The 22,220-nt window shown below is 71.5% G+C and carries 23 protein-coding genes; 9 read left to right on the plus strand and 14 right to left on the minus strand.

From position 1 onward, the window contains the following. Window positions 1-97 precede the first annotated feature (97 nt). Entirely contained in the window at window positions 98-727 is a 630-nt protein-coding gene (locus tag AB0C26_RS23460) for a DUF1275 family protein (RefSeq protein ID WP_360251098.1), read from the plus strand. Here the strand turns inward: AB0C26_RS23460 and AB0C26_RS23465 are convergent. Beyond that, on the minus strand, window positions 663-1,883 hold the full coding sequence (locus AB0C26_RS23465; protein ID WP_360251101.1) for an MFS transporter: 1,221 nt from the start codon (window positions 1,881-1,883) through the stop codon (window positions 663-665). The genes AB0C26_RS23460 and AB0C26_RS23465 overlap by 65 nt on opposite strands. 100 nt (window positions 1,884-1,983) lie before the next feature. Here AB0C26_RS23465 and AB0C26_RS23470 point away from each other — a divergent pair, with 100 nt between their 5' ends. Then, complete coding sequence (locus AB0C26_RS23470; protein ID WP_360251104.1) at window positions 1,984-3,471, plus strand: M1 family metallopeptidase; 1,488 nt, start codon at window positions 1,984-1,986, stop codon at window positions 3,469-3,471. Between the two features lie 25 nt (window positions 3,472-3,496). Here the strand turns inward: AB0C26_RS23470 and AB0C26_RS23475 are convergent, their stop codons facing one another. From AB0C26_RS23475 to AB0C26_RS23485, 3 genes are all read right to left on the minus strand, one after another. Further along, complete coding sequence (locus AB0C26_RS23475) at window positions 3,497-4,321, minus strand: GNAT family N-acetyltransferase (RefSeq protein WP_360251107.1); 825 nt, start codon at window positions 4,319-4,321, stop codon at window positions 3,497-3,499. Then, window positions 4,318-5,781, minus strand: a complete 1,464-nt coding sequence (locus AB0C26_RS23480; protein ID WP_360251110.1) for a gluconokinase — start codon at window positions 5,779-5,781, stop codon at window positions 4,318-4,320. Before AB0C26_RS23480 ends, AB0C26_RS23475 begins: the two co-directional genes overlap by 4 nt. Window positions 5,782-5,895: 114 nt before the next feature. Further along, on the minus strand, window positions 5,896-6,477 hold the full coding sequence (locus tag AB0C26_RS23485) for a TetR/AcrR family transcriptional regulator (protein ID WP_360251650.1): 582 nt from the start codon (window positions 6,475-6,477) through the stop codon (window positions 5,896-5,898). A gap of 67 nt (window positions 6,478-6,544) precedes the next feature. On the opposite strand from AB0C26_RS23485, the gene AB0C26_RS23490 reads away from it, so the two are divergent. Together AB0C26_RS23490 and AB0C26_RS23495 are read left to right on the plus strand one after the other, a co-directional pair. Beyond that, complete coding sequence (locus AB0C26_RS23490; protein ID WP_360251113.1) at window positions 6,545-6,892, plus strand: cytoplasmic protein; 348 nt, start codon at window positions 6,545-6,547, stop codon at window positions 6,890-6,892. A gap of 79 nt (window positions 6,893-6,971) precedes the next feature. Then, a complete protein-coding gene (locus AB0C26_RS23495) occupies window positions 6,972-7,577 on the plus strand; it encodes an SIMPL domain-containing protein (RefSeq protein WP_360251115.1) in 606 nt (201 codons plus the stop codon). 161 nt (window positions 7,578-7,738) lie between these two features. Here the strand turns inward: AB0C26_RS23495 and AB0C26_RS23500 are convergent, their stop codons facing one another. The 8 genes from AB0C26_RS23500 to AB0C26_RS23535 all read right to left on the minus strand — a co-directional run bounded on the left by AB0C26_RS23500 (window position 7,739) and on the right by AB0C26_RS23535 (window position 15,525). After that, the gene (locus tag AB0C26_RS23500) at window positions 7,739-8,098 is read right to left on the minus strand and encodes a hypothetical protein (protein ID WP_360251118.1); all 360 of its coding nucleotides are present in this window, start codon (window positions 8,096-8,098) and stop codon (window positions 7,739-7,741) included. 146 nt (window positions 8,099-8,244) lie between these two features. Further along, window positions 8,245-9,810 (minus strand): ABC transporter ATP-binding protein, encoded by a 1,566-nt coding sequence (locus tag AB0C26_RS23505; RefSeq protein ID WP_360251121.1) that lies wholly within the window; start codon window positions 9,808-9,810, stop codon window positions 8,245-8,247. Further along, the gene (locus tag AB0C26_RS23510) at window positions 9,807-11,462 is read right to left on the minus strand and encodes an ABC transporter substrate-binding protein (protein WP_360251124.1); all 1,656 of its coding nucleotides are present in this window, start codon (window positions 11,460-11,462) and stop codon (window positions 9,807-9,809) included. Before AB0C26_RS23510 ends, AB0C26_RS23505 begins: the two co-directional genes overlap by 4 nt. 17 nt (window positions 11,463-11,479) lie before the next feature. Further along, on the minus strand, window positions 11,480-12,463 hold the full coding sequence (locus tag AB0C26_RS23515; RefSeq protein ID WP_360251653.1) for an ABC transporter permease: 984 nt from the start codon (window positions 12,461-12,463) through the stop codon (window positions 11,480-11,482). Continuing rightward, a complete protein-coding gene (locus tag AB0C26_RS23520) occupies window positions 12,463-13,344 on the minus strand; it encodes an ABC transporter permease (RefSeq protein WP_360251127.1) in 882 nt (293 codons plus the stop codon). Before AB0C26_RS23520 ends, AB0C26_RS23515 begins: the two co-directional genes overlap by 1 nt. A 128-nt stretch (window positions 13,345-13,472) precedes the next feature. Next, window positions 13,473-13,898, minus strand: a complete 426-nt coding sequence (locus AB0C26_RS23525; RefSeq protein ID WP_360251130.1) for a hypothetical protein — start codon at window positions 13,896-13,898, stop codon at window positions 13,473-13,475. After that, a complete protein-coding gene (locus AB0C26_RS23530; RefSeq protein ID WP_360251133.1) occupies window positions 13,895-14,857 on the minus strand; it encodes an SMP-30/gluconolactonase/LRE family protein in 963 nt (320 codons plus the stop codon). Before AB0C26_RS23530 ends, AB0C26_RS23525 begins: the two co-directional genes overlap by 4 nt. After that, on the minus strand, window positions 14,857-15,525 hold the full coding sequence (locus AB0C26_RS23535; RefSeq protein WP_360251136.1) for a histidine phosphatase family protein: 669 nt from the start codon (window positions 15,523-15,525) through the stop codon (window positions 14,857-14,859). The genes AB0C26_RS23530 and AB0C26_RS23535 overlap by 1 nt, the downstream gene beginning before the upstream one ends. A gap of 135 nt (window positions 15,526-15,660) precedes the next feature. Here AB0C26_RS23535 and AB0C26_RS23540 point away from each other — a divergent pair, with 135 nt between their 5' ends. After that, a complete protein-coding gene (locus tag AB0C26_RS23540; protein ID WP_360251139.1) occupies window positions 15,661-17,100 on the plus strand; it encodes a GGDEF domain-containing protein in 1,440 nt (479 codons plus the stop codon). A gap of 189 nt (window positions 17,101-17,289) precedes the next feature. On the opposite strand, the gene AB0C26_RS23545 is transcribed toward AB0C26_RS23540, so the two are convergent. Further along, window positions 17,290-18,114 (minus strand): trypsin-like peptidase domain-containing protein, encoded by an 825-nt coding sequence (locus AB0C26_RS23545; protein WP_360251142.1) that lies wholly within the window; start codon window positions 18,112-18,114, stop codon window positions 17,290-17,292. Between the two features lie 167 nt (window positions 18,115-18,281). Between AB0C26_RS23545 and AB0C26_RS23550 the strand changes: the two genes are divergently transcribed. After that, window positions 18,282-19,196 carry a DUF5996 family protein gene (locus AB0C26_RS23550; RefSeq protein ID WP_360251145.1) on the plus strand — a complete coding sequence of 305 codons (915 nt, stop codon included), beginning with the start codon at window positions 18,282-18,284 and terminating at the stop codon, window positions 19,194-19,196. Here AB0C26_RS23550 and AB0C26_RS23555 read toward each other — a convergent pair. After that, the gene (locus tag AB0C26_RS23555) at window positions 19,193-19,705 is read right to left on the minus strand and encodes a hypothetical protein (RefSeq protein ID WP_360251148.1); all 513 of its coding nucleotides are present in this window, start codon (window positions 19,703-19,705) and stop codon (window positions 19,193-19,195) included. The two genes, AB0C26_RS23550 and AB0C26_RS23555, sit on opposite strands and share 4 nt — an antisense overlap. 66 nt (window positions 19,706-19,771) lie before the next feature. Between AB0C26_RS23555 and AB0C26_RS23560 the strand changes: the two genes are divergently transcribed. From AB0C26_RS23560 to efeO, 3 genes are all read left to right on the plus strand, one after another. Continuing rightward, window positions 19,772-20,155, plus strand: a complete 384-nt coding sequence (locus tag AB0C26_RS23560) for a BlaI/MecI/CopY family transcriptional regulator (RefSeq protein WP_360251151.1) — start codon at window positions 19,772-19,774, stop codon at window positions 20,153-20,155. Between the two features lie 94 nt (window positions 20,156-20,249). Continuing rightward, window positions 20,250-21,080: an iron uptake transporter permease EfeU gene (efeU, locus tag AB0C26_RS23565; RefSeq protein WP_360251154.1), complete on the plus strand. Its 831-nt coding sequence runs from the start codon at window positions 20,250-20,252 to the stop codon at window positions 21,078-21,080. 8 nt (window positions 21,081-21,088) lie between these two features. Next, complete coding sequence (gene efeO / locus AB0C26_RS23570; protein WP_360251157.1) at window positions 21,089-22,219, plus strand: iron uptake system protein EfeO; 1,131 nt, start codon at window positions 21,089-21,091, stop codon at window positions 22,217-22,219. Window position 22,220: the final 1 nt, after the last annotated feature.

Below are 22,220 nucleotides of genomic sequence, written 5' to 3' on the forward strand. Positions count from 1 at the left end.
GCGGTCACTCGGTCAGCGGTGTCAGCCGTCCGGGTGGCCCTGACTCGTGGCTCACGTTTCCGCCTGTGGGCGCCGCGGCGGGGTATTGACTCGGCCCATGAGAGAACGGGCCGGGATCGCGCTGCTGGCGGCCACCGCGGGATCGGTCGATCTGCTGGCGCTGACCGTGCTGGGCGGGGCGTTCGCCAGCATCATCACCGGGAACCTGGTGACGCTGGGGTACGGCCTCGGCGCGGCCGACGCGGCCCGGATCATCCCGGTGGCGATCGCCGTCACGGCGTACGGCATCGGGGTGTTGATCTGGCGTTTTCTGCCCCGCACGGTGATCGTTCCGCTGCTGGCCGAGCTGGCGCTGCTCGCCGTGGTCGCGGGCGAGCTGCTGACCGATCCCGGGGCCGGTGTGAGGCGGGCCCTGCTGGCGGTGGTGGCGGCCGCGATGGGCGGCCAGAGCGTGGTCGGGCTGCGGTTGCGGGCCTCCACCACGTACATGACCGGAGCCCTGGCCACCGCGCTCACCGGCGACCTGCGGAAAGCCGGGCCGGTGCTGCTGCAGCTGGCGTCCCTGGTGGCGGGCGCGGCGGGCGCGGCGGCGCTGATGACGGTGGCGCACTGGGCCGCGTACGCGCTCCCGGTCGTCCTGATGGGCCTCGCGGTCGCGCTGCTCACGGCTCGTAGCGCCACAGCTCGGGTAGCGCCGGCACCAGAGCCGCAACCGCCAGTACGGTGAGTGCCCCGCCCGCGACGACCGCCGGGCGTGCGCCGAGGACAGCGCCACCGAAACCGTGCAGCATGGTGGCCAGCTGGGGACCGCCCATCAGGACGACGGTGAGCGAGCCCTGGATCCGGCCGCGGAGAGCGTCATCGGTGTACGCCTGCGAGATCGCGTTGCGGAAGGTGCTGAGCACGAAGTTGACCGCGCCGCCCAGCACCAGCACGGGCACCGCGACGGCCAGGTTCGGGGCCAGCCCGAGCAGCACCACGCAGCCGCCCCAGGCCATCGCGGCCGAGGCCATCAGCGCTCCGTGCCGCCGGGCCCGGCTGAACGTCCCCGACAGCAGCCCCGCGACGAGCACCCCGGCCGGATACGCGGCGAACAGGAGGCCGAGTTCGCGGCCGCCGCCGGCCGGGCCGCCGTACGTGCGCTCGGCCAGCTCCGGAAGCAGCGCGAACGGCAGGCCGAAGACCATCGCGGCCAGATCAACGGCCAGGATGGCCACCAGCGTCCGATGCCCGGCGAGATAGCGGAAGCCGTCGCCGAGCCGCCGCAGCGTGCCCGTCACGCCCGCTTCCGGCGGCGGCATCACCGGGAGCCGGGCGACCGCCCACAGCACGAGGCCGAGCGCGAGCGCGTCGAGCAGGTAGAGCGTCCCGAGCCCGACGACCGGGATCAGGAGGCCGGCCAGCAACGGACCCGCGACGGCTCCGCCGTACCTGGTCAGGGAACTGAGGCTGTTGGCCGCCACGAGCTGCCCGGGTGGCACCACCCGAGGCACCGCGGCCCCCGTCGTGGTCAGGGTGACGCCGAGGCTGAGCCCCTGCACCGCGACCAGAGCCAGCGTCAGCGGGATCGAGTCGAGGCCGAGCACCGCGTTCAGCCACAGGCCCAGATAGGCCAGCCCCAGACCACCGTTGCCCGCCAGCAGAAGCCGGCGGCGGTCGATCGCGTCGGCCAGCGCCCCCGACCACAGCGCCGACACGACAAGCGTCACCAGTGACACCGCCGCCGACACCCCGACCACGGCCGACGACCCGGTCGCCGTGAACAACTGCGTCGGCACCGCGATCAGACTGAACGAGCCGCCCACGGCCGTGACCGCCGAGGCCACCCAGAGCCGGCGGAAGGCGGGGATCCGCAGGGGCCGGCGATCGATGAAGAGGTCCATGGCGCCACCTTGGGGCCTGCCCCAGGGTCAAGGTCCAGATCGCGATTGACCGTCGTCGATAGATTGGGCGGGACCTGTCCATCGACGGAAGGAAAGTCCCGTGCGACGACTGCTCGTGGCACTGGCCGCCACCGCGTTGACCCTCGCCGGAACGGCGGTCGCGGCGCAGGCCGCGCCCGCGCCCGGTGGCCCCGGGGTGGGCGACAGCTACTTCCCGGACTACGGCAACAGCGGGTACGACGTGTCCCACTACGACATCCGCCTGCGGTACACGCCGGCCACCGACCGGCTCACCGGCACCACCACGATCCTGGCCACCGCGACCCAGGACCTCAGCCGCTTCAACCTCGACTTCGTGCTCGACGTGTCCTCGGTGCTGGTGAACAACCGCCCGGCCACGTTCGCCCGGCAGGGCGACCACGAGCTCGTCGTCACGCCGGCCCGGCCGGTCAGCGACGACGGCGCCATGACGATCGTGGTGCAGTACTCGGGCGTGCCCTCCAGCAAGGTCGCCGCCAACTTCACGGCCTGGATCCGTACGCCGGACGGCGCCATGGCCATCGGCGAGCCGGAGATCGCCTGGTGGTGGTACCCGAGCAACGACCATCCGACCGACAAGGCCACCTTCGACGTGTCGGTGTCGGTGCCCACGGGCGTCGAGGCCGTCAGCAACGGCGTCATGCCGCGCCCGCCGGTGCGCGAGACGCTCGGCTACACCCGCTGGAGCTGGCGCTCCCTCAAACCACAGGCCACCTATCTGACCTTCATGACGATTGGTCAGTACGACGTCACGACCGACACGACCGCGAGCGGGCAGCCCGTCTACAACGCGTACTCGCAGCTCCTGAGCCAGGAACTGCGGGAGGCGGCGCAGTCCAGCGTCGAGCGCACAGCCGAGATCACCGACTGGGAGACCACCGTGTTCGGCCCGTACCCGTTCGAGGCGCGCGGCGGCGTCGTCGCCCCGCCCGGAACGCTCTGCTGCGCGCTGGAGAACCAGACCCGCCCCAACTACGCGTCGTCCTTCTTCACCCGCGGCGCCAACACCTCGGTGATCGTCCACGAGAACGCCCACCAGTGGTTCGGCGACTCGGTGTCGGTCGCCGACTGGCGGCACATCTGGCTCAACGAGGGCTTCGCCAGCTACGCCGAATGGCTGTGGTCGGAGCGTAACGGCGAGGGCACGGCACAGGAGATCTTCGACTACCTGTACGCCACCTACCCCGCCGGCGCCTCGATCTGGACCACCGCCCCGGCCGACCCGGGCGTGGCCGAACTGTTCGGCGACGCCGTCTACGACCGCGGCGCGATGACCCTGCACCAGCTGCGGCTGGCCGTCGGCGACGACGACTTCTTCGCGATCCTCCGGACATGGGCCGCCGAGCACCGCTACGGCAACGCCACCACCGAGCAGTTCACCGCCCTGGCCGAGAAGATCTCCGGCCAGGACCTGGACGCCCTGTTCCAGGCCTGGCTCTACGCCCCAGCCAAGCCGGTCGTAGCCACCACCCTGGCCCGCACGGCACCGGCCGCCCCGAAGTCGTGGGCCCAGATCAGCCACACCCACGACCTGCTCCACCGGCGCTGACCGGCTCGTCCGGCCGGTCCGGCGTTCACACCGCCGGACCGGCCGGGCGGCGGAAATCGGTGACGGCCGGGTGTTTTTCCAGACCGGCCGACGCGTACGCGGCGACGGCGCCGACGTTGGCGCTCGGGGTGCAGACCGTGGCGGTGGACGATCCCATCTCCCGCAACGCGACGGCCGCGGCCACCGTGATGGCCCGGCCGTACCCGTGGCCGCGATGGTCGCGGTGGACGCCCAACGGCTCGATCAGGCCGGGACGGCCCTCTCCGGCCGACCACACCGTCACCGTGGCTACCGGAGTGCCCTCGGTGTCGTAGGCGACCAGACACCGGGCTTGGCGGTACGGCGGGGCGGCCGCCATCGTGTGCCAGCGCTCCACCGTGAACGTCGAGTTCGGGAAGGACGCCCGCTGCACCGCGACCCGGTCCTCGACGTGGCCGGGCCCGACCACCTCGATCCGGAGCCCGCAGTCCTCGACCGGCTCGGTCAGGTCGCGCGACAGCGGGGTCCACGGCTCGTCGGCCGTCCAGCCGCGGCGCTCGAGAAGGGCGCGGAAGGCGGGTCCGAAGCGGGCCTCCACGGTCGCGGGTGGTGTGCCCTGGGCCGGATCCGACAGGTCGGCCAGGAGCCGGGCGGCGAACGCCGTGTCGTCGGCGACGGCCGGGGCGATGCCCATCCGGATCAGGTCGTCGCCGTGATCGGCGAGGCCGGCGGCCAGGACGCGGCCGCCGTCGGTCCACGTCCGGACGGCGGGCGGGCCGAAGCGCCAGGCCCACCCGAGGTCACCGGGATGGAGCTGGACCGGCCCGCCGGTGTGCTGCCACTCCGCCACCGCATCGACGATGTTCGTCACGGGGACACGGTAGCGTCGTACACGCGGGCGAATTGGGCGCGGCGGGCCGCGTAGTAGTCGGCGTGGGCGGGCTTCGGTTCGTACGTGGCGCCGACCGCTCGCGGGGCCCGGGGAACATCCGGGGCCAGCGTGTCCAGGGCCAGCAGGGCCGTGCCGCGCTGGGTGGCCCGGCGGCGGGTGACATGGGTGACCGGGCGGGCCAGCACGTCGGCCAGGACCTGGAGCCAGTCGGGCTGGTCGTTGCTCACCCGGCCGGCCGCCGCCACCTCGAGAACGCCGGGGGCGGCCGGGTGCAGTTCGCCGGCCACCCGGGCGTACGTCATGGCAATGCCCTCGATGACGCCGCGGAACAGAGCGTCCGGTCCGGTGGCGGCCGAGACACCGGTGAAGACCGCACGGGCACCGCCGGCCCAGCCGGGGGCGCGCTCGCCCGTCAGGTAGGGCAGGACCAGCGGGGTGGCGTCGGCCGGCGGCGCGGAAAGGTCGGTCTCCGGTGACAGGAGCAGCGTGGCCTGGGCCCAGCTGATGGCCCGGCCGACGTCGTTGACGGCGCCGCCGAGCAGGGTGCGGCGGGCGTCGACCCGGTAGTTCCACAGGCCGAAGGGCAGCGGGTCGGCCGGGCCGTCGAGCAGGACCCGCAGGGCGCCGCTGGTGGCGGTGGCGGCGGTGAGCACCGTGGCGTCGGTCGCCCCGGACCCGATGTTGCTGGCGAAGCCGTCGGTGATGACCGGGAACCAGGCGGCCCGGGCCAGGGCGGGCCAGCGCGACGACGCCGGCTCGGGGACGTCGGTGGGCGGAGTGAACTGCTCGGCGCGGACGCCCGCGGCGGCCAGCAGCTCCGGGTCGAGCTCGCCGGTGTGGCGGTCGAGCAGACCGGTCCAGGCCACGGTGGACGTGCCGGCCAGCGGGCGGCCGATGAGCCGGGCCCACACGTACTCGCCCAGCGACCACCAGGACGCGGCCGCGGCGACCACGTCCGGCTGCTGTTTCGCGAGCCAGCGCAGGCGCGGGGCGTGGTAGCTGGTGTGCAGGCGGGTGCCGGTGCGCTGCTGAACCGCGTGCTCGTCGAGCTCCTGCCGCAGGGCGGCGACGTCGGCCGCGCTGCGCGAGTCGGCGTACGTGAGGCAGGGGGTCAGCGGGCGCCCGGCCGCGTCGACGGCGATCAGGGAGGCGGCGAAGGTGTCCATGGCGACGCCGGCGATCCGCGTGCCCAGGCCGGGGTCACCGGTCACGGCGTCGAGGACCTGCTCGACCTCGGTGGTCACCTGGCCGGGGTCGATGACCGAGGTGCCGTCGGGCGCCACCGTGAAGGCGTGCGGCACCTTGTGCTGAAGGCCGTGCACGCGCCGGCCGGACGCGTCGTGCACGCCGCCGCGGGTGGCCGTCGAGCCGATGTCCAGAGCGAGCACGAGGGGATCCAGCGCCGCGTCGAGGGCGACGTCATCGTCGGTCCGGGTCATCGCAGTCCTCGCTGTCGTGGGGCGCCCGTCTTCGGCGCTCGGCCCATGATTAGCCTGCCTCGAATTCCGGCCGGCCGCATGACAGCGGGGCGATCCGTACCACCGGCGAAGTGCTCACTCGTGGACCCTGGTCGCCGCGGCGAGCAGGGCGCGGGCCGTGTCCAGCACGGTGCCGGCGGCCTGGGCGTGGGTGTATCCGGCGATGTCGGTCAGCCAGACCAGGGTTTCGATGCCGGTGGCAGAGCGGATCGCGACCGCGAGCCGGTGGACGTCGACGTGCGGATGGGTGTCGCGCAGCGGCGCCAGCGCCTCGGCGATCCAGCCGATGGCTCGGCCCTGCCGGAGCGGCGGCTGTCCGGCCGCCGATTCCAGGGACAGGCGCAGCGAGGTGCGCAGCTGAGGTTCCCAGGTGAAGTTGTACGCCGTGAACGCCCGGACGACCGCGTCCAGACGCTCCCCGGTGTCGGTCGGCGGATCGGGCGGCAGCAGGGTGCCGGGCCACAGATGGGCGGCCGAGAGCAGGCTGCGCTGGTTGGGGAAGTACCGGTAGGCGGTGGTGCGGGAGATGCCGGCGTGGGCGGCGGCGTCCTCCACTTTCGGGGTGAGCCCGGCTTCGAGCAGGGCGCGGGTGGCGGTGACGAGGCTCTGTCGGGTGCGCGACTTCTGGCCGGTTCGGCCGGTGGACTCGTAGGGCATCCGCACGGGTTCAGCGTACGGTGAGCCTACATGGGACTCCAGTCCCATATAACGGCGGGAGGCAGCGATGAGCCACGACGATCCGACCGTGACCGACCCGGGCCTGTACCAAGTGGTCTTCGAGAACGAGCGGGTGCGGGTGATGGAGTACCGCGACCAGCCCGGCGACCGCACCCACCCGCATCGGCATCCGGACAGCGTGATGGTGACGCTGAGCGACTTCCAGCGGCGGATCAGCGCCGGTGACCGTACGGCCGATGTCGAACTCACCGCCGGCCAGGCGCGATGGCTGGACGCGCAGGAGCACTTCGGCGAGAACACCGGAGCCACCGCGACGCACTGCCTCTTCGTGGAATTGAAAGACGCGGGCGCGTCAGCGTCCAAAGACGATCTTGACTCGTTCCCCTGGGTATGAATCGTTTCGCAGTCTCCACCCTTGTTGTGATGGCGTCCCTGCTGCTGGGCGGCCCGCGGCCGCCGCCGAACGGGAGAGCGTGACCGTCACCGGCGCCGGCGCCGCGTACGGCGAGCCCGGCCTGCTCACCGCCGAGTTCGGGGTGCAGAGCAGCGCGCCCACGGTGGGCGCGGCCCTCGACAGCGCCGGAGCGGCGGCCACCCGGATGCGGGACGCGCTCGTCCGCGCGGGTCTCGCCCAGGCGGACCTCCAGACCTCGAACGCCACCGTCAGCTCCCGGACGAACGACAAGCAGGAGGTCACCGGTTACACCGTCAATCAGGGCCTGACCGCGAAGGTGCGGGACCTGCCGAAGGCGGGGGCGCTCATGTCCAGCGCCATCGCCGCCGGCGGCGACGCGGCCCGGCTGAACGGCGTGTCCTTCTCCATCGAGGACGACACCGCCCTGCTCGCCGAGGCGCGCCGCCAGGCGTTCGCCGACGCCCGCGGGAAGGCCGAGCTCTACGCCACGGCCGCGGGCCGCCAGCTCGGCCGGGTCGTGCGGGTGAGCGAGTCGGCCCCGAGCTGGGGCGGCGGCCCGATGGCGCAGGACAGCATGGCCGCGTCGGGCGCCCGGTTCGTCATCGAGCCGGGACGGCAGCGGCTGTCCGCGACCGTCACCGTCCAGTGGGCGTTCCAGCGGTGACGGCATGACGTCGGCGACGCCCGAGGGCTGGGCCGGCATGACCACGTGACGAGCCGAGCTCGACCACGGTCGAGCCGGCGCGCTCGTAGCCGAAGCGCTGAGCGGCCGGGCTGGCAACCAGAATCATGGCCGTCAGGGGGATCTGTCGAAGAAAGCGCCGTTCATGCTCCGACGAGGGGCCGGATCTCGACCCAACCGTCACTGACTGGAATCATGCGCCCGATCCACACTGCATGGTCGAAGTCGGACGCCTCCACGATCAAGTAGCCGGCGAACGTCGCCTCGCCGGCCATCAATGATCCGCCGGTCACCTCATTGTCGCGGATCGATACGCCCGCGGAGGGGGGCAGTGCCGCATGCCCCGCAACGATTCGGCCGCCCGTCTCGCCGATCTTCTGCGGCAGCCACATGTGTGCTTCGAGAACGGTGGGCGAGGCCGCCCCTGCGTTGGCCGGCACATCCCGCTCGTACACGAGAATGATGAACGGCGGCAACGGGGACTGGCGCTCCGGCATGACCACGATCGCGAGCCTACCAACGGCCGAGCCGCCGACCGTCACGCTGACCAGGTGGCCGCGATCCGTGCGACTCCCCGATTCGGCCGGTGCCGCAGGCCCCGGACACCTGTGTCCGCACTTCACCGGGCATGACCGCACTGTTGCGATTCTCAGGAGAGGACCGGAACGGCAGCGATCAGACTTTGCGTGTACGGGTGCTGGGGCGCGCCCAGCACGTCGGCGGTGGCGCCGTGCTCGACGACCTCGCCGCGCCGCATGACGGCGACCCGGTGGGCCAGCTGCTCCACCACGGCCAGGTCGTGGCTGATGAACAGGCAGGCGAAGCCGAAGTCGGCCTGCAGCGAGCGCAGCAGCTCGAGAACGCGGGCCTGCACCGACACGTCGAGGGCGCTGGTCGGCTCGTCGGCGATGAGCAGGGCCGGGTTCAGCGCGAGGGCCCGGGCCAGGGCCACCCGCTGCCGTTGCCCGCCCGACATCTCGTACGGATAGCGGTCGCGCAGGCCCACCGAGAGCTGGACCGCCTCGAGAAGCTCGTCGACCCGGCGCCGGCGCGCGGCGGCGTCGAGGTCGCGGTGCAGGACCAGGGGCTCGGCGATGCTGTCGGCGATGGTGACGCGCGGGTTGAGAGACGACGCCGGATCCTGGAAGACGATGCCGATGCCGGCCCGGATCCGGCGCAGCTCCGCCCCGTGCCGCCACGGATGCCGGGCCGCCCGGCCGATGTCCCGGCCGCTGACCAGCGCGACGCCCGAGGTGACCGGGACCAGGCCGGCCACGGCCCGCCCGATGGTCGACTTGCCGGAGCCGGACTCGCCGACCAGGCCGAGGATCTCCCCGGCGCCGACGCTGAGCGAGACACCGTCGACCGCGCGGAACCGCCCGGAGTATTCGACGACGAGGTCGGTCAGGCTGAGCGCTTCGGTCCCGCTTGCGGTGAGTACGGGCGGTGACGAGGCGCCGAGCTTGGGTACGGCGTCGAGCAGCGCCCGGGTGTACGCGTCGGCGGGCGCCGCGAACAGTTGCCCCACCGGCGCCTGCTCCACGACCCGTCCCCTGTTGAGGACCACGACGTCGTCGGCCAGGCCGGCCACCACGCCCATGTCGTGGGTGATGAGCAGGATCGCCATGCCGAGCCGTTCGCGCAGGTCGCGCAGCAGGTCGAGGATGCCGGCCTGCGCTGTCACGTCGAGCGCGGTGGTCGGCTCGTCGGCGATGAGCAGCACCGGGTCGCAGCTGACGGCCATGGCGATCATCGCCCGCTGGAGCTGCCCGCCGGAGAGCTGATGCGGGTACGAGCGCGCGATCCGGGCCGGATCGTCGAGCCCGACCGTCTCCAGCAGCTCGTGGACCTTCTGCTTGGTGGCGACGCGCTTGTGGGTGCGCAGGGCCTCGGCGATCTGATCGCGGATGGTGAAGACCGGGTTGAACGCCGTCATCGGCTCCTGGAAGACCGTGCCGATCTTCCCGCCGCGCAGCTCGCGCAGGCGCGGCGCCGAGGCGCCGACCAGCTGCTCACCCTCGAGCGTGATGCTGCCCTTCACCGTGGCGGTGCCGGGCAGCAGGCCGAGGATCGACATCGCGCTGACGCTCTTGCCGGAGCCGGACTCGCCGACGAGCGCGAGGACCTGCCCGCGGCGCAGCTCGAAAGCCACGCCGCAGGTCGCCTCGACGGCCCCGAACGAGATGTCGAGGTCGTGGATCTCGAGGAGTGTCACTTGTTCAGGGAGACCTTCAGGTAGTTCGGGTAGGCCGGGAAGGCGGCCACGAAGAAGTTCCGCACGTTCGAGCCGTGCAGGAACGAGTTCTTCGTGTAGATCAGCGGCACGACCGGCGCGTCCTGCAGGATCCGCTTGTCGGCCTGCGCCCACAGCGCCTGCGCCTTGGCCTGGTCGGTCTCGGCCAGCGCGGACTCGATCAGCTTGTCGGCCTCGGGCTGCGAGTAGCGGGACAGGTTGTAGCCGCCCCCGCCGATCTCGCTGGACTGGAACAGCGGCTGGATGTTGCCGTTGGCGCTCGGGAAGTCCGGCTGCCAGCTGCTGATCGTCAGGTCGAAGTCGCCCTTGTCGCCGGTGATCGTGTCGGTCACCGTGGTCTCGTCGGCCGGCTTGATGGTCACCTTGATGCCGGCGCGCTGCAGGCCCTGCTGGACGGCCTGCGCCTTGGCCAGGTTGTCCGAGTCGTTCGGCGAGAGCAGGGTGAGGGCCAGGTTGGTCTGGCCGGCCTCGGTGAGCAACTGCTTGGCCTTGGTCACATCACCGGACGCCTCGGCCGGGTACAGGTCGTACGCCTGACGGCCGGCGATCCCCGGGGTGATCAGCGTGGTGGCGATGTCGCCGCCGGTCGCGCCGCCCGACGCGACCTGGAAGGCCTTCTTGTCCACGGCGTACTCGATGGCCTGCCGGACCTTGACGTCCTTGAGCGGGCCCCGGGTGGTGTTGAGGGCCAGGTAGGCCAGCGCGCCGGCGTCGGAGGTGACCAGACGCTGTTTGGCCGACGGGTTCGACTGGATCTGGGCCAGCTGGGCCGGCGGCACGAAGCCCGCGCCGAACGCGTTCTTGTCGTCGCCGGCGTCGGCGATCAGGCGCTGCGCGGCCACCGTGGTGTCCTGGCCGAGCTGGAAGACGACCTCGTCCGGGCCGGCGGTGCGCACGGTGTCGGTCTTGGCGTCCCACTTCGGGTTGCGGGTGAGGGTGACCGAGCTGCCCTGCTTGTACTCCGAGACCTGATACGGGCCGGAGGCGACGGGCTTCTGGGTGTACGTCTTGGGGTCGTCCTGGGCCTTCGGCACCGGCGTGAAGGCCGGCATGGAGGCGATCCAGGGCCAGTCGCCGTACGCGGCGTCGAGCTTGAAGACGATCGTCTTGTCGTCCGGGGTCTCGATCGAGGCCAGCTCACCGCCGGTGTACGGGCCCTTGTACTTGTCGCCGCCGATCAGCAGGCCCTTGTGGTAGCCGAGGCCACCGGACAGCTCGGGCGCGAAGGAGCGCTCCACGCCGTACTTGATGTCCTTGGTCGTGATCGGCGAGCCGTCGGCGTAGGCCAGGCCGTCCTTGAGCGTGTACGTCCAGGTCTTGCCGCCGTCGGTGGTCTTGCCGGTGTCGGTGGCGAGATCGGGCACGACCTGGGCGGGCCGGCCGGGCTGCACGTCCCAGGTGGTGAGCCGGCGCAGCACCAGGCCCAGCGTGGTGATGGCCAGGTTCTGGCTCTTCGCCGGGTCGAAGTTGATGTCGGTGGCGGCGCTGAGGATGCTCAGCTTGCCACCCTGCTGGGTGCCCTCGGTGGCCTCTTTCCTGTCCGACGAGTTGGCACCGCAGGCCGCCACTGTGAGGAGCGCGGTCAGCGCCACAGCGGCCGTTTTTCGTATCACCGGGGTTGTCCTTTCCATTACCGCGAGACCCGCGGATCGAGAGCTCCGTAGACGAGGTCGACGACGAAGTTGGCGAAGATGACGAGGAACGCGGCGAACAGCGTCATGCCGACGATCACCGGCAGGTCGACGGTGCCGACCGCGTCGATGAGCAGGGCGCCCAGCCCCTGCATGCTGAACACCTTCTCGGTGATGACGGCGCCGCCGAGCAACGTTCCGAGGTCGAGCCCGAAGACCGTCACCACGGGGATGAGCACGTTGCGCAGCCCGTGCCGCCCGATGACCCGGCGTTCTCGCAGACCCTTGGCCCGGGCGGTACGGATGTAGTCCTCGCCCAGCACCTCGATCATCTGCCCGCGGGTGAGGCGGGCGTAGACCGCGGCCGAGAGCAGGGCGAGCACGCACCAGGGCAGCACCAGATGCCAGAGCCAGTCGACCGGGCTCTCGGTGAGCGGCACATATCCGCCGACCGGGACCATGTCGAGGGTGAAGCCGAACAGCAGGATGCCGAGCAGGCCGACCAGGTAGCTGGGCGCGGAGACGCCGATGGTGGAGAAGACCATGGCCGAGCGGTCGATCAGGGTGCCCCGCTTGACCGCGGCGGCCACGCCGGCGGAGACGCCGAGCAGCAGCCAGAGCACGGCGGCGCCGATCGCGATGGAGAAGGTGACCGGCGCCCGGTCCCCGATGAGCTGGGTGACCGGCTCGTTGAGCCGGAACGAGTAGCCGAAACAGGGCGCGGCGCAGTCGACGGCGGCCTGGCCCGAGCCGAAGTGCCGCCCGGTGAAGATGCCGCCCAGGAAGTTCAGATATTGCTGGAACCACGGTTTGTCGTAGCCCATGAAGGCGCTCGCCTCGGCCAGCCGGTCCGGGGTGCAGGGACGGCCGCAGGACAGGCGGGCCGGGTCGGCGGGAAGCAGGTAGAAGACCGCGTACGTCAAGAGACTGATGACCGCGAGCGTGCCCACCATGCCCACCAGGCGTGTCGTCACGAACTTCATCACTTGGCCGTCCGGGGGTCGAGGGCGTCGCGCAGGCCGTCGCCGAAGAGGTTGAAGGCGAGCGTGACCAGGAACAGGGCCACGCCCGGGAAGACCAGGAACATCGGGTCGGTCTGCACCCAGGACAGGGCCTCGCCGATGGTGCGGCCCCAGGCCGGCGTGGGCGGCGGCACCCCGACCCCGAGGAACGAGAGGGCGGCCTCGGCACCGATCATCCCGGGGATGGTCATCGTGGTGTAGACGATGATGGTCGACACCAGATTGGGCAGGTACTGCCGGCGCAGCAGGTGGCCGGGACCGGCGCCGAGGGCGGTGGCGGCGACGACGAAGGTGCGCTGCTTGAGCGCCATCGTCTGGCCGCGGATGACCCGGGCCACGCCGGGCCAGCCGAACAGGCCGATGACCAGAATGATGAGCAACTGCTTGGGGAAGCCGGCGGGGGCGATGGCCCCGATCGCGATGACGAAGACCAGCCACGGGAAGCCGAAGAGCACGTCGATGATCCGGCTCAGCACCCGGTCGTACCAGCCGCCGAAGTACCCGGCGGTGATGCCGGCCAGCACGCCGATCAGCATCGACAGCGCGGTCGCGGCGAAGCCGACCAGGAACGAGGTCCGCGCCCCGTGCACCACGATGGCGAACAGGTCACGCCCGGTCATCGGCTCGACGCCGAACCAGTGCTCGGCGCTGATGCCTCCGCCGGCGCCCAGCGGGGCCCCGTTGTCGGCGAGCGCCTTCAGGTCGTACGTGTAGGGGTCCTGTCCCTCCAGGGCGGACAGCAGCGGCGCGAACACGGCGATGAGCAGGAACACCACGATGGTGACGCCACCTGCCACCGCCCAGCGGTCGGCCAGCAGCCGGCGCGGATCATCGACGAGCACGGTTCCTTCTTCGCGGGACTCGCAATGTGGACGGCGCTGATCGTAGGGAGGCTTTCCCGCGCATGGACCCGCTTAGAGACCTATAACACATATATAACCGGTAGGATATTGGGCAGTTGCCGTTCGTGCTACCCCTCCATGCGGCGGCGCCAGTCACTGATCCGTACCCGGACGTGCGGGGCGGCCCGGCCCACCTGGTCGGCGAAGGCGACCAGGCCGTCGCCGGCCAGCACGCTCCAGACCCGGCCGTCGCGCCGGACCACGCGGTTGGTGTTGGTGTGCTCGGGCCCGCCGATCTCGGCCAGGTCGGCCAGCGGAACCCGGTAGCGGGCCAGGGCGGCCCGCAGGACCAGCGCGTCACCGGTCAGGTCCATCCGGTAGACGAGCCGGACCGCCACGTACCACCAGCCGACCGGGATGGCGATCAGCAGGAAGAGGGCCTCAGCCCACCACGGCCCGGTGTCGACGAACAGCGCGGCCACCGGCAGCGCGACCGTCGCCACCATCATCAGTGGAAACACCAGCAGGAAGCCCCGGGATCGATAGGTCGTCATGCATGGCTGATACCCAGCACGGCCACGTCGGACGCGGTCAGGCTGCCTAGAACCACGAGGCCGTCCCGCTCGGCGGCCGACGTGACGAAGCCGTACGACCCGTCGGTGGTCCGCAGGTCGTGCACGCGCTCACCGTCGAGCGTGAACGCCATCGCCCAGGCGATCGGGGCCGCTTTCGGCCGTACGGCCTCGGGCAGGTTCCACACGAGCACGCGCAGGAACCCGGGCCGCGGCAACAGCCGGTCGAGCAGCGCGTTGCGCGGCGCGGCGATGGCCACCCAGAGCAGCCCGTCGCTGCCGAGCCACATGTTGTCCGGAAACCCGGGCAGGTTCTCGACCAGGACCTCGGTGCGCCCGTCCCGCCAGTGCCGCTGGACGCGGTAGCCGGCCGTCTCGGCCACGAGCAGGTACGACTCGTCCGGGGCGAGCACGAGCCCGTTGGCGAACTTCAGCCCGTCCAGCACAGTCGTGACGGCGCCGCCGGGATCGCGGCGCAGCAGCCGGCCCGTACCGGAATGCTCGAAGACGTCGCCCAGGTGCTCGTCGAGCGTCCACTCGGTCGTGGAGGTGGTGAACCAGATCGTGCCGTCGCTCGCCTGCACGACGTTGCTCGCGAAGGCCGCCTCGGCCAACCGGCTCACCGTGCCGTCCGCTTCCACGCGCAGCAGGCCCCGGTCGTGGTCGCAGACGAGAACGCCCCCGTCGGCGCACGGGTGCAGTCCGAGGGGCCGCCCGCCGGTGTCGGCGAGAACCGTCCGATCGCCGGTCTCGGGGTCGATCCGGACGACGCGCCCATCGGCCAGCCCGGTGACGACATTCCCGTCCCGGTCGAAGACGACATCCTCGGGCCCGCGCCCACCGGTCGGCAGCAGCCGCGCCACTCTGAGCCGCGCGGTCGGCCCGTCGTCGGCGAGGCGCGGCGGCGCCCAGCGGCGGGGCCGGATCAGCCGGCGGGTCATCAGCGGTAGGTGAGCAGTCGCGGGTCGGCTTCGAGGTGCGTGTGCTCGTTGTAGGTCGACATCCACAGTCCACTACGGCCGCTGATCAGCTTGGTGACCCCGGTGTTGACGACCACCCGGTTCAGCGCGGTCCACATCACGGCGTCGGCGTGGGGCCCGGCGACCAGCCGGGTCGCGGTCAGGGCGATCGGCCCGCCGGAGCTGACCGCGACGACCTCCCGATGCTCCCCCAGCAGCCTCGCCGCCCGCTCGAGCGCCCCGCCGACCCGCTCCCGGAACGCGGTGAACGACTCGGCGTACTCCCCGTCGTACTTCCCCGAACACCATCGCCCGGTGGCCGCCTCGAACAGTTCCTGAAACGCCCGCGCCGACCCGGCGCGCGCCCGGTAGTCCGGCTCGTGCAGCTCGACGACCCGCTGAAAGTCGAACTCGTCCCAGCCGTCGTCGACCCTGACCGGCACGTCGTCGCCCAGCCCTTCGAGCAGCCCGGCGACGGTCTGCTCATGGCGCCGCAGCGACCCGCGCAGCACCAGACTCGGCCGGATCCCCCGGTCGGCCAGGTTCTTTCCGAGCACCCGGGCCTGCTCGTCGCCCAGTTCGGACAGAGCGTCGTAGTCATCGGCCCCGAACGATGCCTGACCATGCCGGACCAGCAGGAGTCGCGCCATGCCGGGGATCCTAACCCTTTTTGCAGTGACGATGCAGATTAGGCGCACCGGCGCCCGGCCCGGTCCGGTCCGGTCCGGTAGCTGATCCACGTCACACCGGCTCAGGTCGGGCCCGGGACTGCCGACGACACGGACATGAACGCCCCGGGCATCCGCTGGTTCCTTCCCGTCATGGCGGCCGGCGTCGCCGGCTCCATCGCCACCTACGGGACCGGCTTCGGCAACGCCCTCTACGCCGTGCTCTACCTGGCCCTGTGCGGGATCAGCTGGTGGGCGGCCCGCCGGCAACCGTCCGGCACCCGCCTGCCGTGGGTGCTGATCGCGACGGCCATCACGTTGTGGTTCACCGGCGACGCGATCGAGCTGGTGCAGTCGTACGTCAGTGTGGTTCCGTCCGTCGGTGTCGCGGACGCCTTCTGGCTCTCCGGCTACCCGCTCCTGGCCGCGGCGCTCACCCTGATGGCCCGCCGGCGGGCGCCGGGACGGATGCGGCCGGCCGTGCTCGACAGCCTCACCCTGACGGTGGCGGCGGGCGCGGCGAGCTGGCAGTTCTTGATCGAGCCGGTGCTGGGCGCCGGCTACGGCGTGGCCGACTCCGTGATCCCGGCGCTGTACCCGGTCGGCGACGTGGTGCTGCTGGCCGGAACGCTGCTCATCGCCCTCTCCCCGGGCACCCGGACGGCGCCGACCCGCCTGCTGCTGACCGCGGCCGGCCTCTACCTCGGCGTCGACCTGGGCTACAACCTGCTGCCGTACCTGCTGGACTACACGATCGTGGCCCGGATCGGCCCGCTCATCGTGCTCGGCAACGCCCTGATCGTGGCGGCGGCGATGCACCCGGCCCGGGCCGAGCTGAGCAACCCCGGGCCTCAGGCCGCCGTGCTGCACCCGGCGCGGGTGCTGTTCCTGGGCCTGGCCCTGATGACGACGCCCCTGCTGACCATGCTGCAGTCGGGCTTCGACCACCGCCAGATCATCCTCATCGTGTTCACCACCGCGTGCGCCGCCTTCGTCCTCGCCCGATTCACCACGGCGGTGCGCGAGCAGGAGCGCACGCAGGCCGAACTGGCGTTCCAGGCCCGGCACGACCCGCTCACCGGCCTGGCCAACCGGGCCGTGCTCACCGACCGGCTCGGCCGGCTGCTGCCCACGGCGGACGCGCCGGTCAGCGTGCTCTACCTCGACCTGGACGGCTTCAAGCAGATCAACGACGAGCACGGGCACGAGGCGGGCGACGCCGTCCTGCGGGTGGTGTCCCGGCGGCTGTCGGCGGCCGTACGGGAAACCGACCTGGTGACCCGCCTCGGCGGCGACGAGTTCGTCCTGCTCTGCCCGGCCGCACCGCCGGCCGAGGCGGTCCGCCTGGCCGAACGCGTCCTGCACGACATCGCGCAGCCGGTGACCTGGAACGGTCTGACCCTGCACGTCGGCGCGAGCATCGGCATCGCCGCCGAGACACCCGGCGCCGAGACCGGCGCCACCGACGTGCTGCGCTCGGCCGACATCGCGATGTACGAGGCCAAGCGCCTCGGCCGCGGCCGTTTCGTCGTGGCCGGCCTGCCGGTCACCGGCTGACACACGAGGAATCCTGGTAGGGCTCGTCACCCTTGTGACCCCGCGACGACCCGGCGCGGCCCGAGAACCATGACGCAGCCCTACCAGGCGGGGACATCGGGCTGACCGAGCGCGGACGGCGGCAGGCGGCGGAGCGGATGCTGTCGTTTCTGCGGAAGCACGCGAAGCGGAGGGCACCGTCCTGGACGGTCAGCCTCGGTTGATCAGGTCGGTGGCCACCTGACGGGCCCGATCGACGGGTACCGCGAAGCCGATGCCGATGTTGCCGCCGCCCTCCAGCGTGGCGATGGCCGTGTTGACCCCGATGACCTCGCCCCGGGCGTTGATCAGCGGGCCGCCCGAGTTGCCGGGGTTGATGCTGGCGTCGGTCTGCACGGCGGTTCGGCGGTTGTCGCCGTCGCCCAGCCGGACGGGGCGGTCCAGGGCGCTGATGATGCCGGCCGTCACGGTCCCGGACAGGCCGAGCGGGGAACCCACGGCCAGGACCGGTTCGCCCACGCGCGTGGTGCCCGGCGCGGCCAGGGGCAGCGCGGGCAGGTTGGCCGGCGGGTCGACCCGCAGGACGGCGATGTCGTTGCCGGGGTCGGTGCCGACGAGGGTGGCGGTCAGCCGGCGGCCGTCCGCGTCGACGACCGTGATCGGCCCACCGGCGGCCACCACATGGTTGTTGGTGACCACGTGCCCCTGGCCGTCGAAGGCGAAGCCGGAGCCCGATCCGTTGCCCACCCGCACCGACACCACGCCGGGCCGGGCCTGGGCCGCGGCCGTCACCAGGTCGGCCGGGAGGGCGTCCCGGACAGCGGCCGCCGCCGTGGGGGCGTCGCGTCCCGCCACGTAGCCGGCCGCTCCCCCGGCGCCCGCGGCCAGGGCGAGGACGGCGAAGCCACCGGCCACCATCAACGGCCACCGCCGGTTCACCACAGCCGGGGCGGCCGGGGGTGGCGCAGAGAGGAGGGAGGGTGACAGGAAATGAGGGCCGCGCGGTGTGGGGCCCAGGCCCGGTTCGGTGGTCATGGCGCCTCCATGGCTGGGTGCTGGAACGGGCGGGCGCCCGGGACTGGGGGGAATCACCGAGCGCCCGCCCTTGCGTCCCATTCCAGCGCCGAGGACCGAAAGCGGAGCGAAGGACGCTGTGATCTGCGTCGAAGAGCCCGGACGGCATCATGTGGCAGGCTCGGGCGATGGAACAGACGATCGGGCGAAGTGAGTGGCCCCGGCTGCGGGTGACCGACTGGGTGGACACCCGTGACACGCTGCAGATGTGGGCGCAGATCGTGGGAAAGGTCCGGATGGCGCACGCGCCGGCGGTCAACCACTGGTGGCACGTCACGCTCTATCCGAGCGCGCGCGGGCTGACCACGACAGCCGTGCCGTACGGGGACGGGTCGTTCGAGATCGAGTTCGACTTCATCGACCAGGTGTTGCGGATCACCACCAGCGACGGCCGTGAGCGCACCGTCACCCTGGAGCCCAAGACGGTCGCCGCGTTCTACCGCGAGACGATGCTGGCCCTGGCCGAGCTGAACGTCGAGACGGTCATCCACCCCGTGCCGAACGAGGTCGACCCGGCCATCCCGTTCGCCGAGGACGAGACCCACAAGTCGTACGACGGTGACGCCGCCCGCCTCTTCTGGCGGCAGCTGCTGCAGGTCGAGCGGGTGTTCAGCCGCTTCCGCTGGGAGTTCTTGGGCAAGACCAGCCCGGTGCATTTCTTCTGGGGTTCGATGGACCTCGCATACACCCGTTTCTCGGGCCGGGTCGCGCCGCCACATCCGGGCGGCGCCCCGAACTGCCCGCCGTCGGTCATGCACGAGGCCTACTCCCACGAGCTGGCCAGCTTCGGCTTCTGGCCCGGCGGTGGTGAGGAGGGCGCGTTCTACGCGTACGCCTATCCCGAACCCCAGGGCTACCCCGATTTCCCCGTACGCCCGCGGGCCGCCCACTACGACACCACGATCCGGGAGTTCCTGCTGCCGTACGAGGCCGTCGCCTCGGCCCCGGACCCCGACGCGGCCCTGACCGAGTTCCTCCGCTCGACCTACGAGGCGGCCGCCGAGCTGGCCAAGTGGGACCGCCCGGCGCTGGAACGTTCCTAAGCGGCGGCGTCGCGCCGGCGGGGGCGGCCGGCCAGGCGGCGCAGCCAGGTCTGCAGGGAGGCGGCGACGGTGTCCTCGTACTCGGCGAGGGCGCTGCCCGCCTCCAGCACGGCCGCCCGGCGGCTGCGGGAGCGCTGCGACTTCAGCGCGGTCAGGCACGACTCGATCACGGCGTCGAAGGTCTCCCGGTCGGCCGCCGCGGTGGCCAGCAGGACGCGGACGATGATGTCCTCGCCGGTCACGTCCGGCGGGACGCCGAGCATCCAGGAGCGCTGACGGGCGTAGCCGGCATCGGTGAGGAAACACACCACCGGCCGCCGGGGCTGCGACGCCGCCTCGGTGCCGACGCTGCCGAGGCGTTCCTGACGGCGCAGCGCCGCCAGCACCCGGGCGATGTCGACCGACCGTTCCCGGCCGAACGTTTCGGCGTGGCGTTGTTGCAGCTCATGCGCGGTGCCCGGCCGATCGGCCAGAAACACCAGGAGGATGTTCCCGAGCGTCGCCGTCATCGTGCCCGCCTTCCTTCTACAGGCTGTAGAAGTTACAGCATCAGACGATCTCGGTATGCTGCGCACGTGCCAGCCGACGACGAAGAGGCGCCCGGGCGCCGCCAGGCCGGCGCACTCGAATCGGAGATCCTTCGGGTCCTGGTCAACGCGACCGACTCACTCACGCCGCGCGACGTGCTCGGCCGGCTGACGGCCCGCCTCTCGTACAGCACCGTAGTGACGGTCTTGACTCGGATGTACGAGAAAGGCCTGCTCGCGCGCTACAAGGACGGCCGCTCGTTCCGGTATGCGCCGCTCACCGACGAGGCCTCGGTGACGGCCCGCAAGATGGGCTCGCTGCTCGACGCCGGCACCGACCGGGCCACCGTTCTGCGCCGTTTCGTGGGCGAGTTGCAGCCCGGCGACGAGGATCTTCTCCGGCGGTTGCTGGCCGGCGCCGGCGAGGACTGATCACCCGGACCGGCCCTGGACACTAAGGCCAGCCTTCCCTAATCTACAGTCTGTAGTAGTCAGGTTAGGCACGCCTTAGTGAAGGGACCGGTCCATGCTCGCCACCTACCTCATCGGCCTGCGCGAGGGGCTCGAGGCCACATTGGTGGTCAGCATCGTCATCGCGTTCCTGGTCAAGGCCGACCGCAAGGACCGGCTGCCGCAGGTCTGGGCCGGCGTCGGCCTCGCCGTGGCCCTCTCCGTCGGCTTCGGCTGGCTGCTCAGCTACACCTCGACCACGCTGCTGCAGAAGTACGAGCACCGCGAGCTGTTCGAGGCGATCACCTCGATCCTGGCCGTGGTCTTCGTGACCTGGATGATCTTCTGGATGCGCCGGGCCGCCCGCTCCATCGCGGGCGAGCTGCGCGGCAAGCTCAGCGACGCCCTGGCCGTCGGCTCGGTCGCGGTGGCCCTGATGGCGTTCCTGGCCGTGGTTCGCGAGGGGCTCGAGACCTCGCTCATCTTCTACTCGGCCGTGCAGGGCGCGAGCATCAACGGCGGCCCGCTCTACGCGCTCCTCGGCGGCATCGCGACGGCGGTCCTGCTCGGCTATTTCATGTACGCCACGGCGGTGCGAATCAACCTCACGGTCTTCTTCACCGTCACCGGGACGCTGCTCATCCTGGTCGCCGCCGGCATCCTGAAGTACGGCGTCCACGATCTGCAGGAGGCCGACGTCGTTCCCGGCCTCAACAACCTGGCGTACGACATCAGCGGCGCCCTCGACCCCAACGCGTGGTACACGGCGCTGCTCACCGGCATGTTCAACGTGACGCCGACCGCGACCGTGCTCGAGGTCGCGGCCTGGCTGGTCTTCGCCGTACCCGTGCTCATCCTGTTCCTGCGGCCGAAGACGGCCGCTGTTCCCGCCCCGGCGCAGTCCTAGGAGATACCGTGCGCAAAACCCCCCTTCTGCTCGCCGTCGCGGCGGTCTGCACCGTGGCCGCCTGCGGCTCCGGTGACTCCGGCGCGGACGAGGCGGCCGGCGGACCGATCGCGGTCAAGGCGACCGACACCGGCTGTGAGGTCGGCAAGACCACCGTCGACGCGGGCACCAGCGTCTTCGCCATCACCAACGGCGGCAACAAGGTCACCGAGTTCTACGTCTACGCGCCGGGCGACCGGGTGATGGCCGAGGTCGAGAACATCGCGCCCGGCCTGTCGCGCAACCTGCACGTGGAGCTGCCCGCCGGCTCGTACGAGACCGCCTGCAAGCCCGGCATGATCGGCAAGGGCATCCGGGGCGCGCTGACCGTCTCCGGTTCGGCCCCCGCCCTCACCGAGGACGCCAAGCTGGCCGAGGCCACCGCCAGCTACTCGCGGTACGTCAAGAGCCAGACCGGCGCCCTCGAGACCAAGACCACCGAGTTCGTGACGGCGGTCAAGGCGGGCAAGGTCGACGAGGCCAAGGCGCTGTTCCCGGTCGCGCGCACCTACTGGGAGCGGATCGAGCCGGTGGCTGAGATCTTCGGCGACCTCGACCCCCGCATCGACGGGCGCGAGGAGGTCACCGAGGAGGGCATGAAGTTCGGCGGCTTCCACCGTATCGAGAAGGACCTGTGGGCCGCGAAGCCGGACATCAGCAAGGACGGCCCGATCGCCGACCAGCTGCTGACCGACGTCAAGGAGATCGTGCAGAAGGCCAACGCCGAGAAGCTGTCCCCGCTGCAGCTCGCCAACGGCGCCAAGGGCCTGCTCGACGAGGTCGCCTCCGGCAAGATCACCGGCGAGGAGGACCGCTACTCGCACACCGACCTGTGGGACTTCAACGCCAACGTCGAAGGCTCCAAGGCCGCGATCGCGTCGCTCCGCCCGGTCCTCGAGGAGCGTGACCCGGCGCTGGTGAAGACCCTCGACACCGAGTTCGCCAACGTCGACAGCGCGCTCGCGAAGTACCGCGAGGGCGACGGTTGGAAGCTGCACAACCAGCTCACCCAGGCCGACCTGAAGACCCTGTCGGACGCGATCAACGCGCTCGCGGAGCCGATCAGCAAGGTGGCCGCGGTCGTCGCGAAGAAGGCCTGAC

The sequence above is a fragment of the Actinoplanes sp. NPDC048796 genome (assembly GCF_040650035.1).
In the GTDB taxonomy this organism is placed as follows: Bacteria; Actinomycetota; Actinomycetes; order Mycobacteriales; family Micromonosporaceae; genus Actinoplanes.

Excerpts from the sequence above, each read along its gene's own strand:
- AB0C26_RS23460 (WP_360251098.1), top strand. The coding sequence starts at position 98 with ATGAGAGAACGGGCCGGGATCGCGCTGCTGGCGGCCACCGCGGGATCG.
- AB0C26_RS23465 (WP_360251101.1), bottom strand. The coding sequence starts at position 1,883 with ATGGACCTCTTCATCGATCGCCGGCCCCTGCGGATCCCCGCCTTCCGC.
- AB0C26_RS23480 (WP_360251110.1), bottom strand. The coding sequence starts at position 5,781 with ATGACCCGGACCGACGATGACGTCGCCCTCGACGCGGCGCTGGATCCC.
- AB0C26_RS23485 (WP_360251650.1), bottom strand. The coding sequence starts at position 6,477 with ATGCCCTACGAGTCCACCGGCCGAACCGGCCAGAAGTCGCGCACCCGA.
- AB0C26_RS23490 (WP_360251113.1), top strand. The coding sequence starts at position 6,545 with ATGAGCCACGACGATCCGACCGTGACCGACCCGGGCCTGTACCAAGTG.
- AB0C26_RS23515 (WP_360251653.1), bottom strand. The coding sequence starts at position 12,463 with ATGAAGTTCGTGACGACACGCCTGGTGGGCATGGTGGGCACGCTCGCG.
- AB0C26_RS23525 (WP_360251130.1), bottom strand. The coding sequence starts at position 13,898 with ATGACGACCTATCGATCCCGGGGCTTCCTGCTGGTGTTTCCACTGATG.
- AB0C26_RS23530 (WP_360251133.1), bottom strand. The coding sequence starts at position 14,857 with ATGACCCGCCGGCTGATCCGGCCCCGCCGCTGGGCGCCGCCGCGCCTC.
- AB0C26_RS23535 (WP_360251136.1), bottom strand. The coding sequence starts at position 15,525 with ATGGCGCGACTCCTGCTGGTCCGGCATGGTCAGGCATCGTTCGGGGCC.
- AB0C26_RS23540 (WP_360251139.1), top strand. The coding sequence starts at position 15,661 with ATGAACGCCCCGGGCATCCGCTGGTTCCTTCCCGTCATGGCGGCCGGC.
- AB0C26_RS23545 (WP_360251142.1), bottom strand. The coding sequence starts at position 18,114 with ATGACCACCGAACCGGGCCTGGGCCCCACACCGCGCGGCCCTCATTTC.
- AB0C26_RS23550 (WP_360251145.1), top strand. The coding sequence starts at position 18,282 with ATGGAACAGACGATCGGGCGAAGTGAGTGGCCCCGGCTGCGGGTGACC.
- AB0C26_RS23555 (WP_360251148.1), bottom strand. The coding sequence starts at position 19,705 with ATGACGGCGACGCTCGGGAACATCCTCCTGGTGTTTCTGGCCGATCGG.
- efeU (WP_360251154.1), top strand. The coding sequence starts at position 20,250 with ATGCTCGCCACCTACCTCATCGGCCTGCGCGAGGGGCTCGAGGCCACA.